We start from the raw sequence: 12,575 nt of genomic DNA, 5'->3' as shown, positions 1-12,575 counted from the left end.
AAAAGACATACTGCGCCAGTGTGTTAGTGCAGGAAAAGAGACCGCCTTGCAAAGCCACTATATCTGGACGTTAAACCCCAGTTCCTGGGAAATAGCCAGTGCTGTTTTTTGCAGTGGTTTCAACAAGTTCTTCTCACCAATTTGTTTTAACCTTGAGGTGGATAACGAAATAGAAATCGCGTATGGCACCCGCTGGTGAATATCAAAAACAGGGACAGCAATACAAGACACACCCAGTTCGTTTTCTTCGCGATCCATTGCCATGTTTTTATCGCGAATGGACGCCAGCTCCTGGTACATATCCCCCAGGCGGGTAATCGTATTGCGAGTCAGCGACTGAATTTGTGGCTGGTGTATTTCCCAATATTTTTGCACGTAATCTTCCTGCCCAAAGGCGAGGTAAATTTTCCCCATTGCCGAGCAATACAGCGGTTGCTGCTGACCAATATACGCCCTGGTACGCAACATACCGGTAGTGGGTTCCAGCTTATAAATCAAAATCGAGTGGTCATCTTCCCGTGTTGAGAAGTTCACGGTCTCACCGGTTTCCAGGTTAAGCGTTTCCAGGTGGGGGGCGGCAACATGAATAATGTTCAGTGATGACAGCGCTTTTTGCCCCACAGAAATAAATTTAGTGGTCAGCCGGTAGCTCCCGGCAGCGGGCGCAGCCGTCACATAGCCGCAAGACTGTAACCCCTGTAGCAGGCGGTGCACTGTGCTCTTGTTCAGTTGTGCCAATTCCGAGAGGTGGGCCAGTGGGCAACCATTTGGGTAATTGCTCAAAATTTCAATTAATTGCAAGCCACGAAACAAACTCTGGCTGCCTGCGGGCCGCTCTTTATCCAGGGCCGCATTCGCTCTTTTTTCACTCATGTCTCTCATCCTGCTTTTATCGTTTCTTGATCGTAGCGCAAAGTGTGTTTCAGTTCACGATCTGGACAATAAATTATTAACGCACTGAATTTACTTCATTTTTAGTTTTCATTCATGCTTTGACATCTCATTTTTTGATCGTTATATTTGAAATCAGATTCCACAATATGAAATTTATAGCTAAAAATTCATTCACGCCATTCCCACAAATCGAAGGAGATCAGGAATGAAAGTGACGTTTGAGCAGTTAAAAGCTGCATTTAACCGGGTGCTGGTGAACCGGGGGATCAATCCACAAACAGCGGATGCCTGTGCAGAAATGTTCGCCCGCACAACTGAATCAGGGGTGTACTCCCACGGCGTAAACCGCTTTCCTCGTTTTATTCAGCAACTCGATGCTGGCGACATCATTCCGGATGCAGTACCTGAGCGCGTACTTTCACTGGGTGCCATAGAGCAGTGGGACGCACACCGCGCCATTGGCAACCTGACGGCACAAAAAATGATGGACCGCGCCACTGAACTGGCTTCAGACCACGGTATTGGGCTGGTTGCATTGCGTAATGCCAACCACTGGATGCGTGGTGGCAGCTATGGCTGGCAGGCAGCAGAAAAAGGCTACATTGGTATTTGCTGGACGAACTCCATCGCCGTCATGCCGCCCTGGGGTGCTAAAGAGTGCCGGATTGGCACCAACCCATTGATTGTGGCCATACCGGGCAACCCAATTACGATGGTGGATATGTCCATGTCGATGTTCTCTTACGGCATGCTGGAAGTGAACCGCCTGGCTGGCCGCCAGTTACCGGTAGATGGCGGGTTTGATGACGACGGTAATCTCACGAAAGACCCGGGTACCGTGGAAAAAAATCGCCGCATTCTGCCAATGGGTTACTGGAAAGGTTCAGGCTTGTCTATTGTGCTGGATATGATTGCCACTCTGCTTTCTAACGGTGGTTCTGTCGCTCAGGTCACGGAAGAAAACAGTGATGAATATGGCGTGTCGCAGATTTTTATCGCCATTGAAGTAGACAGGCTTATCGACGGCAAAACCCGTGATGAAAAACTGCAACGTATTATGGATTACGTCACCACGGCTGAACGTGCGGACCCGAATGTAGCCATTCGTTTGCCAGGCCATGAATTTACTCGCCTGCTCGAAGAAAATCGCCGCAACGGTATCACTGTTGACGACAGCGTATGGGAAAAAATTCAGGCTCTGTAGGGGAAATACTATGATTTTCGGCCATATCAACAACCCGAACCCTTGCCCGCTGCCGCCGCCACTGGAACAGGCACTGGCACTGCTGCGGGAAACTGACTTTTCCCGTATGGATACCGGTGTAGTGGAAGTGGACGGCAAAAAACTGTACATGCAGATTCTGGATCTCACGACGAAACCTGTCATGGAGAACCTGCCAGAGGTACATCGCCGGTATATTGATATTCAGTTTTTGGTCAGTGGCGATGAACAAATCGGTATCGCGCCCGAAACGGGTAACAATCCGGTAAGCCAGTCTTTACTTGCCGAGCGGGATATTATTTTTTACCAGTCGGCAGAGAATGAATCTTTTATTCATATGACTCCGGGTAATTACGCCATCTTTTTCCCTCAGGATGTGCATCGCCCGGCCTGTATTAACCAGGACGTTTGCAATATCAGAAAAGTTGTCGTGAAGGTGGATATTTCCACAATAAACTAGCCTTGTTATTTATTTGCTGAAAAACAGCAAATAATAAGGAACCACTACAATGAATAACCAACACACGGGTTATATTATCGGTGCGTACCCTTGCGCACCTTCGTTTCACTATAAAAATGAAAATGACGAAGCCAGCTTTTGGCGCAAACTGGCAGACAGCACGGATATTCGTGGTCTGGAACAGCCATGCCTTGAGGAATTACATCCCTTTGGCGATAACTGGCTGCTGAACCATATTCCTGGCGACTGGGAAATTGTCGTTACCGCTATTATGGGTACCATGCAACAGCGCGCCAGCCAGCCGGGGTTTGGGCTGGCATCTGCCGATGAAACCCAGCGCCAGGCTTGCCTGAGCTGGTATCACCACCTGTATCAGAAGATTAACCGTATTAACGACAGCGCAGCAAAAAAACGGGTTATTGCCCTGGAAATCCACGCTGCACCTCTGGCTACAGCTTCTGTTGAGCACTCCACCGCCGCCTTTAACGCCTCACTGGATGAACTGACTCGCTGGGACTGGTCCTGTGACCTGGTGCTGGAACATTGTGATGCCATGAATGGTGTCCACCCCGGTAAGGGATTTTTACCACTGGAAAATGTGCTGGATACAGTACGCGGGCGCAATATCCGTGTTGCGCTGAACTGGGCGCGTTCTGTGATTGAGCGCCGTGATACTGAAGAGCCGTTACGCCACCTGCAGCAAGTACTGAGCCAGCACAAACTGGCCGGGCTGATGTTTTCGGGCACCTCTGAATCCGGCCCATATGGCGAATGGGGAGACCTGCATGCGCCTTTCGCTCCTTTCCCTGGTAGTGAAGCCGGTTGTCGTGAAAGCCTGATGACCGTAGATCAGGCGCGCAAATGGTTACACGCCGTGCCAGACAACAGCCTGTCTTTTTTAGGTATCAAACTCTTAGAAATAAATGCCAGCGCGGATGTTTCACACCGTGTCGCAATATTACACGACGGGATCCGTGCCTTAAATCTGGCAAAAACATAATAACAACAGAATTCCTCATCGGCCTGAATAAGATCAGGCCGTAGCGTGTTATCTCACGACGACTAAGAGAATAATATTATGACTTCAGCCCGTACCCTACAATCTCAACATATTCCCCGCCAACGTTGGCTGAGGATTATTCCCCCCATATTAATTGCCTGTATTATTTCTTATATGGACCGGGTAAATATTGCCTTTGCCATGCCCGGCGGAATGGACAGCGAATTAGGTATTTCGGCCAGTATGGCAGGCCTTGCCGGTGGTATTTTCTTTATCGGTTATTTATTTCTGCAAGTGCCTGGTGGAAAAATAGCGGTGCATGGTAGCGGCAAGCGTTTTATTAGCTGGTCTCTGGTTGCCTGGGCTATTTTATCCATTCTTACCGGGTTGATTACCAATCAGTACCAGTTACTTGCCTTGCGATTCCTGCTGGGGGTTGCTGAAGGCGGGATGCTGCCGGTAGTGCTGACAATGGTCAGTAACTGGTTCCCGGACGCAGAGCGCGGGCGTGCTAACGCTATCGTCATCATGTTCGTTCCTATTGCTGGCATCATCACCGCCCCGCTTTCAGGCTGGCTCATTACTGTCCTGGACTGGCGCTGGCTGTTCATTATTGAAGGTTTGTTCTCTGTTGCCGTGCTTACTCTGTGGTCCCTCACCGTAAGTGACCGGCCTGAAGAAGCCCGCTGGATATCCGAGGCCGAAAAGCAGTGGTTAATCCGGACACTGAAAGAGGAACAGGCAGCAATTGCTGGCAAACAGGTGCGCAATGCCTCACTGAAACTGGTACTGGCAGACAAAACTATCTGGCAGTTAATTGCCCTTAACTTCTTCTACCAGACCGGGATCTACGGTTACACACTGTGGTTACCCAGCATTCTCAAAGGCCTGACTCACAGTAGCATGGGTGAAGTAGGTTTACTGGCAGTTCTGCCTTTTGTTGCCGCCATGGCGGGTATGTTCCTGTTCTCCTCTTTGTCTGACCGCACAGGCAAACGCAAGTTATTCGTCTTCCTGCCACTGCTCGGTTTTGCCCTGTGCATGTTTCTGTCCGTCACGTTGCAACAGCATGTCTGGCTGTCGTACCTGGCATTGATTGGTTGCGGCTTCTTCCTGCAATCCGCCGCGGGTGTGTTCTGGACCATTCCGGCCCGCCTGTTCAACGCCGAAATGGCCGGCGGGGCGCGTGGCGTAATTAATGCCCTGGGGAACCTCGGCGGCTTCTGTGGCCCTTATGCAGTTGGCGTGTTGATAACCCTCTACAGCAAAGATGCCGGGGTGTATTGCCTGGCCGCATCACTACTGCTGTCTGCCATTCTGGCGCTGATCCTGCCAGCCAGATGCGACAACGATGAAGTTCACCCGACACACCAGGGTGTGGCTAATAAATCCACTATTTGAGACACCTGCGCGCTTCGGCGCGCATAAACGAGTACCGATGATGAGAGAACACAGCGAGCCTTTATGGCTGGGTATTGATTGCGGTGGCACCTATCTGAAGGCCGGGTTATACGACCGTGCTGGCAAAGAGCACTATATCCAGCGTGGCGTACTGACCACCCTCAACCCACAACCGGGATACGCTGAGCGCGATATGCACGCGTTATGGGAGCAGTGCGCCAGTACCATTCGTCAGTTACTGACCCGGGCAGAGGTAAATGGCTCCCGAATTCAGGCGATTGGTATTTCTGCTCAGGGTAAAGGGCTATTTCTGCTCGATAAACAGAATAAGCCTCTCGGCAATGCCATTCTCTCCTCAGACCGTCGGGCTATGGCGCAAGTACGCCAGTGGCAACAGGAAGGTATGCCGGAACGGCTCTATCCTGAAACTCGCCAGACGTTATGGACCGGCCACCCGGCATCATTACTGCGCTGGATTAAGGACCATGAGCCGCAACGCTACCAGAACATTGGCTGCGTGATGATGGGCCACGATTATCTGCGCTGGTGCCTGACAGGCGTAAAAAGCGCAGAAGAAACCAATATCTCCGAATCGAACCTGTACCACATGGCGCGGGGTGAATATGACCCCAAACTGGCGCAAATGCTGGGTATTGAGGAAATCATGCCCGCTCTACCGCCAATTGTTGGCCCAGCAGAAATATGCGGGGAAATCACCGCTCATGCCGCCTCCCTGACCGGTCTCGCTGCAGGTACGCCTGTAGTGGGGGGGCTGTTTGATGTGGTTTCCACCGCACTCTGTGCCGGATTACAGGATGAACACACGCTCAATGCTGTTATGGGTACCTGGGCCGTCACCAGCGGTGTGACATCCGGGATTCATCCCCACGAAGCTCACCGTTATGTCTATGGCCGTTACGCTGACCCGGGACTCTATATTGTCCATGAAGCCAGCCCCACATCATCCGGCAATCTCGAATGGCTCACAAGCCAGTGGGGCTCACTCTCTTTTGACGAGATTAATAACGCAGTCACCAGCCTGCCGAAGGCCGGTTCAGATGTCTACTTTCTGCCATTTCTGTATGGCAGCAATGCCGGGCTGGAAATGACCGCTGGGTTCTATGGGTTACAGGCAATTCACCAGCGGGCCCACCTGCTGCAGGCCGTCTATGAAGGTGTAGTTTTCAGCCATATGACTCACCTGAACCGTATGCAAACCCGTTTTACCGAGGCCCGCACCTTACGCATAACCGGTGGACCGGCACATTCTGCCGTCTGGATGCAGATGTTTGCCGACATCAGTGGATTAACCGTGGAGTTACCTCAGGTGGAAGAAACCGGCTGCCTTGGCGCCGCACTCGCCGCCCTGGTGGGTAGTGGCGTGTACCCCTCATTTCAGGTTGCCTGCCAGCACTTGAATCACCCTATTCACCGCCTGACCCCCGACCAGGAAGCTCACGCGCGCTATCAACATAAATACCAGCATTACCAATATCTGATTGATGCCATACAGCAGTTTCACGCTCGCTGCGCCGCATCTCAACGTGTTAAGGAATCTATCGCATGAAACCCTTGTTACAACTGGCCCTGGACCATACCAGCCTGGCATCTGCACTCCAGGATGTGGAAAAGCTGCATCACCATGTGGACATTATTGAGGCTGGCACTATTTTATGCCTGTCAGAAGGGTTGCATGCAGTACGTGAATTACGTGCTCGTTGCCCGGAAAAAATCGTAGTAGCCGACTGGAAAGTGGCCGATGCCGGAGAAACGCTGGCACAACAGGCAATGACGGCGGGTGCCAACTGGATGACCGTGATTTGTGCCGCCCCCCTGGCAACGGTGGAAAAAGCATTATCCGTTGCCAAACAGCATCAGGGCGATATCCAGATTGAGCTATTTGGCAACTGGACTTTCGATGATGCCCGCGCTTGGTATAAAGCCGGTATTCGCCAGGCGATTTACCACCGGGGCCGGGATGCTCAGGCCAGCGGGCAAACCTGGAGTGAGGCCGACCTTAACCGCATGAAAGCACTCTCGGATATTGGCCTGGAGCTGTCGATTACCGGCGGCATCACACCTGACGACCTGCACCTGTTCCGTGATATCGCGGTGCGCGCATTTATTGCCGGGCGTGCGCTGGTTGATAACCCTAACCCACCCGCCGTTGCCAGTGCCTTCCACCAACAAATTCAGGCCATCTGGGGGAGCAAATAATGCGCCAGCATCCACTCGGTATTTATGAAAAAGCCTTACCCAAAAACCTCACCTGGCCGGAAAGATTAGTGCTGGCAAAAAGCTGTGGCTTTGATTTTGTCGAGATGTCAGTCGATGAAACCGATGAGCGCTTATCCCGCCTGGAGTGGTCTGCCAGCCAGCGAGCCTCTCTGGTGGAGTCCATGCTGGAAACCGGTGTATCTATACCGTCGATGTGCCTGTCCGCACACCGCCGTTTCCCTTTTGGCAGCAAAGATGAAGCCATTCGCCAGCGCGCCAGAACCATTATGACCCAGGCTATCAGGCTGGCACGCGACCTGGGGATCCGCACCATCCAGTTAGCCGGGTATGACGTTTATTACGAAACTCACGATGAAACCACGCTGCGTTATTTCACTGAAGGGATGGCCTGGGCTGTTGAGCAGGCAGCGGCGGCACAGGTGATGCTGGCTGTGGAAATCATGGACACCGAGTTCATGAACTCTATTACCAAATGGAAAAAGTGGGACGACTTACTTGCATCCCCCTGGTTCAGTGTTTACCCGGATGTCGGCAACCTCAGTGCATGGGGGAATGACGTTGCCAGTGAACTCCGCCTGGGGATTAACCGCATTGCCGCCATTCACCTGAAAGACACGCTGGCTGTCACCGCTGAAAGTCCAGGGCAATTTCGTGATGTGCCATTTGGCCGGGGCTGTGTCGATTTTGTCGGCATCTTCAAAACCCTTGCAGAGCTGAATTATCGCGGTGCCTTTTTAATTGAGATGTGGACAGAGAAAGCCCCGGAGCCAGTGCTGGAAATTATTCAGGCTCGCCAGTGGATTGAACAACGTATGCAGGAAGGAGGATTTCCATGTTAGAACAGTTAAAAAATGAAGTGCTGGCCGCCAACCTGGCACTTCCTGAGCACCAGCTTGTCACATTTACCTGGGGAAATGTCAGCGCTGTCTGCCGCGAGCAGGGAGTGGTGATTATCAAACCTTCAGGCGTAGAGTATGACGTGATGACAGCCGATGACATGGTGGTGGTTGACCTGGAAACTGGCGCAGTGGTGGAAGGGAAAAAGAAACCGTCTTCTGATACTGCCACCCACCTGGCGTTGTACCGCCGTTTCCCAGGCATTGGCGGCATTGTGCATACCCATTCCCGCCATGCGACAATCTGGTCACAGGCAGGCCTGGATTTACCCGCCTGGGGCACCACACAGGCAGACTATTTCTACGGCGCAGTACCCTGTACCCGGCTGATGCATGATGCTGAAATCGCAAAAGATTACGAACTGCAAACCGGAAATGTGATTATCGAAACGTTTGAACAGCGCGACCTTGATCCCCTGCAGGTTCCGGCTGTGCTGGTGCATTCCCATGGCCCATTCGCTTGGGGAAAAGATGCCGCAGATGCTGTTCATAACGCAGTGGTACTGGAAGAGTGCGCATATATGGGGTTGTTCTCGCGCCAGCTCGCCCCACAATTACCAGATATGCAGCAAACCCTGCTGGATAAACACTATTTACGCAAACACGGGAAAAATGCCTACTACGGGCAATAATCGCCGCCGGGTAAATAACATTGCCGGCACCAACCAGGTTTCTGAAGCTTAAAGCAAAAAGGGAAAAAAATTTTCCCTTTTTCGCTACTTCTGGTGCTCATAAACGCGGTAAACACCGCGCAAAAACCATCACCAGGCCTGGTGATACAACTCGCGAATCTCATTCAGAGTGGCTTCCCGTGGATTTCCCCCGGTGCACACATCATCCAGTGCTGCCTGAGCCAGGTGGTCAATGTCTTCTTTTTTCACGCCAACATCGCGTAGGTGTTCAGGAATACCCACATCATGGTTCAGCGATAAAACAGCCTGTATCGCCTTCTGACGCACCTCTGCCAGTGTGCACCCTTCAACCGTTTCGCCCATAGCTCTGGCGATATCGCGGTATTTTTCACCGGTGTAATCGGCGTTGTATTGCATGATATGGGGCAGCAGAATGGCATTAGCGACACCATGTGGTGTGTTATAAAACGCGCCTAATGGGTGTGCCATACCATGCACCAGCCCCAGACCGACATTGGAAAAACCCATCCCTGCCACATACTGGCCTAACGCCATTTCTTCACCGGCTGCTGGTTCACCCGCAACCGAACCACGTAAAGCGCCAGCAATCATTTCAATGGCTTTAATATGCAGGGCATCCGTTAATGCCCAGGCGCCTTTGGTGATATAGCCTTCAATGGCATGGGTCAGCGCATCCACACCGGTTGAGGCTTTTAATGCCGCAGGCATGCCGTCCATTAAATCGGCATCCACCAGCGCAACAGCGGGAATATCATGGGGGTCTACACAAACAAATTTCCGCTGGCGTTCACGGTCTGTTATCACATAGTTAATGGTTACTTCCGCCGCCGTTCCTGCCGTGGTGGGTATGGCAATTACGGGTACGCTGGGGCGCTGAGTGGGGGATAACCCTTCCAGGCTGCGCACATCCTGGTGTTCAGGGTTATTGATAATAATGCCAATTGCTTTCGCTGTGTCTTGCGGCGAACCACCGCCGATGGCTATCAGGTAATCAGCGCCACTCTGAATAAATGCTTCAACACCCGCCTGAACTACCTCAATCGTCGGGTTTGGCACAACGTCGGCGTAGAGTGCCCAGGGCAAATGAGCCTGGTCCAGCTGATTTGTAATTTTACCCACAACGCCACACTGGATAAGCGGGTTATCTGTCACTATCAACGCCCGGGTGAAGCCCCGGCGTTTTACTTCCCCCGCCAGCGAAGCGACAGCCCCACGCCCAAACCAGGCGGTTTCATTCAGTATCATTCGGTTTGCCATGATATATACCTCCACATAAACGGGGCACTACTCTTCTATTCTCAGGCCGTAGGTTTTGAATTTTTCCAGCACAATGGCGATTTCCTCGTCACTGAGTACCGGGACAGGATCCTGAATCGCCAGCGTGGCCAGGTATAACTGGGCCAGCACTTCCACTTCATGGGCCAGCCACAGCGCCTTTTCCAGGTTCACCTCGCAGGCAATTAAACCGTGGTGCTGAAGCAAACAAGCTTTGCGGTTTTTCAGTGCGACACAAACAAACTCTGATAATGCTTTGGTGCCAAAAGTCGCGTAGGGCGCACAAGGAATAGTATTCCCGCCAGCGGCGGCAATCATGTAATGAATCGCAGGAATAGGCCGGTTCAGAATAGAGACCGCCGTGCAATGTACCGCATGGTTATGCACGACAGCGTTAACATCTGGCCGCGTATGGTAGGCAGACAGGTGGAAGCGCCACTCACTGGAAGGTAATTTCCCTTCCTCGTGGTGCCCTTGCTCATCAATGTAGACAATCTGGTCTGTGGTTAGCTTCTCATAAGGAATGCCGGTTGGGGTTATCAACATACCGTTCTGAAAGCGGACACTGACGTTGCCTGCAGTTCCCTGGTTGAGACCGAGACGGGTCATTTCCAGGCAGGTATCAATAATTTGCCTGGACAACACTGTTCTTTCCATTATCAACCTCTCTTAATTTTCTGATGCTGAGAAATAATGAATCCCTCGTTTGCTCGTGATTTTTTGAAAAACCTTCATCTATATTCAGATTCATTATTTTTTTATAAAATGCTTCGGTTTTATTTTGTGACCTTCATCAAGCCTTATCACCAATTAAAAAAAGCCACATAAAAAAAAGCACAGAAAAAATGTTGGTTTAAATTATTTTTTATTCAAACGGTCACTTTCATTCATAAATGACCGTTTGAATAAAAATATCTAAAAATCGGTCACCAGAAATTTTCTGGATTAATTTAATCGCAGAAGAAAAACCATCATTAATAGTGATGCATCTCACACAATATAATGGAAAAGACCTTATTTGTGACCAGCTTCATATTCAGCATGTTTTTTTATTCGAGAATGGTCTCCAGAGTTCAGCCGCCACATGAAGTCAGACATTCCCTTTAAAGGGCGAGCCGGACTTACTCTTGTGCTACCTGGCAGGCCACCAGGCAGCGCTCGTCTTAGTTGTTAAACGACCAGAACTAACGAGGACGCTATGGGCAATATTTCTCTGCAATCTCAAAGCTACCGGGTAGCCGCCGGAGAAAAGAGTAAAAGCTATATCATTCCGTTTGCACTGTTATGTTCATTATTTTTTCTCTGGGCAGTAGCAAATAATCTTAATGATATTCTTTTACCACAATTTCAGCAGGCATTTACCCTCAATAATTTTCAGGCAGGCCTGATTCAGTCTTCATTTTATTTTGGCTACTTTGTGATTCCCATTCCGGCTGGGATTTTGATGAAAAAACTCAGTTATAAAGCAGGCATTATTACAGGTTTATTTCTGTATGCTATTGGTGCTGCTTTATTCTGGCCTGCTGCTGAAGCGATGAATTACACATTGTTCTTGCTTGGGTTATTTATTATTGCTGCAGGGTTGGGGTGCCTTGAAACTGCCGCTAATCCGTTTGTAACCGTATTAGGGCCAGAAGAAGGCGGGCATTTCAGGCTCAATCTTGCACAAACCTTTAATTCTTTTGGTGCCATTATTGCGGTTGTTTTTGGGCAGAGCCTAATTCTTTCGCATGTACCTCACCAGCCACAATCGGTACTGGATGGAATGTCCACTGAGCAACTGGCGACTTATAAGCACAGTCTGGTTTTAGCGGTACAGACACCGTACATGATTATTGTCGCCATTGTGTTACTGGTCGCCTTGTTCATTATGCTGACCCGTTTTCCGGCAATTCAAAGCGAACAGCAAGACTGCGATAACGCCACCCAAAGCTCATTCCTCTCATCATTACGGCGTTTGGTGCATATTCGCCACTGGCGGTGGGCGGTGCTGGCACAGTTCTGTTATGTCGGTGCTCAAACAGCCTGTTGGAGTTACCTGATTCGCTACGCCATTGAAGAAATCCCTGGCATGACACCAGGCTTCGCCGCCAATTACCTGACCGGCACTATGGTGTGTTTCTTCATTGGGCGTTTCTCTGGCACCTGGTTAATTCGCCGCTTCGCGCCCGGAAAAGTGCTGGCAACCTATGCCTTCATTGCCATGGCACTGTGCCTGGTTTCCGCCTTTACTGGTGGGCATGTTGGGTTACTGGCACTCACACTGTGCAGCGCCTTTATGTCCATTCAGTACCCCACCATTTTCTCACTGGGTATCCGCCAGTTGGGTTCCGACACCAAATACGGTTCCTCTTTCATTGTGATGACCATCATTGGTGGCGGCATTGTGACACCCATTATGGGCTTCGTAAGCGATGCTGCCGGGAATATCCCCAGTGCTGAATTAGTGCCTGCGCTTTGCTTCGCTGTGATCTTTATTTTCGCCCGTTTCCGTTCCGGGGAACAAACAAACTAATACGCTACATTCCCGATTACC

The 12,575-nt window shown here is 50.8% G+C and carries 12 protein-coding genes; 9 read left to right on the top strand and 3 right to left on the bottom strand.

Annotated features, from left to right (window positions below; genetic code table 11):
- Positions 1–57: 57 nt before the first annotated feature.
- Positions 58–873, bottom strand: coding sequence for an IclR family transcriptional regulator (locus LC084_RS19185; RefSeq protein ID WP_226572941.1), 816 nt, complete (start codon positions 871–873; stop codon positions 58–60).
- Between the two features lie 226 nt (positions 874–1,099).
- Here LC084_RS19185 and yiaK point away from each other — a divergent pair, with 226 nt between their 5' ends.
- The 8 genes from yiaK (at position 1,100) to araD (ending at position 8,743) form a co-directional block, all read left to right on the top strand.
- Positions 1,100–2,098 carry a 3-dehydro-L-gulonate 2-dehydrogenase gene (gene yiaK / locus LC084_RS19180; RefSeq protein ID WP_036116652.1) on the top strand — a complete coding sequence of 333 codons (999 nt, stop codon included), beginning with the start codon at positions 1,100–1,102 and terminating at the stop codon, positions 2,096–2,098.
- Positions 2,099–2,108: 10 nt separating this feature from the next.
- The gene (locus tag LC084_RS19175; RefSeq protein WP_036116649.1) at positions 2,109–2,576 is read left to right on the top strand and encodes a YhcH/YjgK/YiaL family protein; all 468 of its coding nucleotides are present in this window, start codon (positions 2,109–2,111) and stop codon (positions 2,574–2,576) included.
- A 49-nt stretch (positions 2,577–2,625) separates the two neighbouring features.
- The gene (locus LC084_RS19170) at positions 2,626–3,576 is read left to right on the top strand and encodes a DUF4862 family protein (protein ID WP_226572940.1); all 951 of its coding nucleotides are present in this window, start codon (positions 2,626–2,628) and stop codon (positions 3,574–3,576) included.
- Between the two features lie 78 nt (positions 3,577–3,654).
- Positions 3,655–4,977: an MFS transporter gene (locus LC084_RS19165; protein ID WP_226572938.1), complete on the top strand. Its 1,323-nt coding sequence runs from the start codon at positions 3,655–3,657 to the stop codon at positions 4,975–4,977.
- A gap of 40 nt (positions 4,978–5,017) precedes the next feature.
- A complete protein-coding gene (locus LC084_RS19160; RefSeq protein ID WP_226573043.1) occupies positions 5,018–6,544 on the top strand; it encodes an FGGY-family carbohydrate kinase in 1,527 nt (508 codons plus the stop codon).
- A complete protein-coding gene (gene ulaD, locus LC084_RS19155; RefSeq protein WP_036116643.1) occupies positions 6,541–7,194 on the top strand; it encodes a 3-keto-L-gulonate-6-phosphate decarboxylase UlaD in 654 nt (217 codons plus the stop codon). Before LC084_RS19160 ends, ulaD begins: the two co-directional genes overlap by 4 nt.
- Positions 7,194–8,054 (top strand): L-ribulose-5-phosphate 3-epimerase, encoded by an 861-nt coding sequence (locus tag LC084_RS19150; protein ID WP_226572936.1) that lies wholly within the window; start codon positions 7,194–7,196, stop codon positions 8,052–8,054. Before ulaD ends, LC084_RS19150 begins: the two co-directional genes overlap by 1 nt.
- Entirely contained in the window at positions 8,048–8,743 is a 696-nt protein-coding gene (gene araD, locus LC084_RS19145; protein ID WP_226572934.1) for an L-ribulose-5-phosphate 4-epimerase, read from the top strand. The genes LC084_RS19150 and araD overlap by 7 nt, the downstream gene beginning before the upstream one ends.
- Before the next feature lie 129 nt (positions 8,744–8,872).
- On the opposite strand, the gene fucO is transcribed toward araD, so the two are convergent.
- Together fucO and fucA are read right to left on the bottom strand one after the other, a co-directional pair.
- Positions 8,873–10,021 (bottom strand): lactaldehyde reductase, encoded by a 1,149-nt coding sequence (fucO, locus tag LC084_RS19140; RefSeq protein WP_226572931.1) that lies wholly within the window; start codon positions 10,019–10,021, stop codon positions 8,873–8,875.
- Between the two features lie 27 nt (positions 10,022–10,048).
- Complete coding sequence (gene fucA / locus LC084_RS19135) at positions 10,049–10,696, bottom strand: L-fuculose-phosphate aldolase (protein WP_226572929.1); 648 nt, start codon at positions 10,694–10,696, stop codon at positions 10,049–10,051.
- Between the two features lie 541 nt (positions 10,697–11,237).
- Here fucA and fucP point away from each other — a divergent pair.
- Positions 11,238–12,554 carry an L-fucose:H+ symporter permease gene (gene fucP, locus LC084_RS19130; protein ID WP_226572928.1) on the top strand — a complete coding sequence of 439 codons (1,317 nt, stop codon included), beginning with the start codon at positions 11,238–11,240 and terminating at the stop codon, positions 12,552–12,554.
- Positions 12,555–12,575 lie beyond the last annotated feature (21 nt).

This window comes from Mangrovibacter yixingensis (assembly GCF_020523985.1).
Lineage (GTDB): Bacteria > Pseudomonadota > Gammaproteobacteria > Enterobacterales > Enterobacteriaceae > Mangrovibacter > Mangrovibacter yixingensis.
This window is presented reverse-complemented; position numbering and strand designations above follow the sequence as displayed.

Excerpts from the sequence above, each read along its gene's own strand:
- LC084_RS19185 (WP_226572941.1), bottom strand. The coding sequence starts at position 873 with ATGAGTGAAAAAAGAGCGAATGCGGCCCTGGATAAAGAGCGGCCCGCA.
- yiaK (WP_036116652.1), top strand. The coding sequence starts at position 1,100 with ATGAAAGTGACGTTTGAGCAGTTAAAAGCTGCATTTAACCGGGTGCTG.
- LC084_RS19175 (WP_036116649.1), top strand. The coding sequence starts at position 2,109 with ATGATTTTCGGCCATATCAACAACCCGAACCCTTGCCCGCTGCCGCCG.
- LC084_RS19170 (WP_226572940.1), top strand. The coding sequence starts at position 2,626 with ATGAATAACCAACACACGGGTTATATTATCGGTGCGTACCCTTGCGCA.
- LC084_RS19165 (WP_226572938.1), top strand. The coding sequence starts at position 3,655 with ATGACTTCAGCCCGTACCCTACAATCTCAACATATTCCCCGCCAACGT.
- LC084_RS19160 (WP_226573043.1), top strand. The coding sequence starts at position 5,018 with ATGAGAGAACACAGCGAGCCTTTATGGCTGGGTATTGATTGCGGTGGC.
- ulaD (WP_036116643.1), top strand. The coding sequence starts at position 6,541 with ATGAAACCCTTGTTACAACTGGCCCTGGACCATACCAGCCTGGCATCT.
- LC084_RS19150 (WP_226572936.1), top strand. The coding sequence starts at position 7,194 with ATGCGCCAGCATCCACTCGGTATTTATGAAAAAGCCTTACCCAAAAAC.
- araD (WP_226572934.1), top strand. The coding sequence starts at position 8,048 with ATGTTAGAACAGTTAAAAAATGAAGTGCTGGCCGCCAACCTGGCACTT.
- fucO (WP_226572931.1), bottom strand. The coding sequence starts at position 10,021 with ATGGCAAACCGAATGATACTGAATGAAACCGCCTGGTTTGGGCGTGGG.
- fucA (WP_226572929.1), bottom strand. The coding sequence starts at position 10,696 with ATGGAAAGAACAGTGTTGTCCAGGCAAATTATTGATACCTGCCTGGAA.
- fucP (WP_226572928.1), top strand. The coding sequence starts at position 11,238 with ATGGGCAATATTTCTCTGCAATCTCAAAGCTACCGGGTAGCCGCCGGA.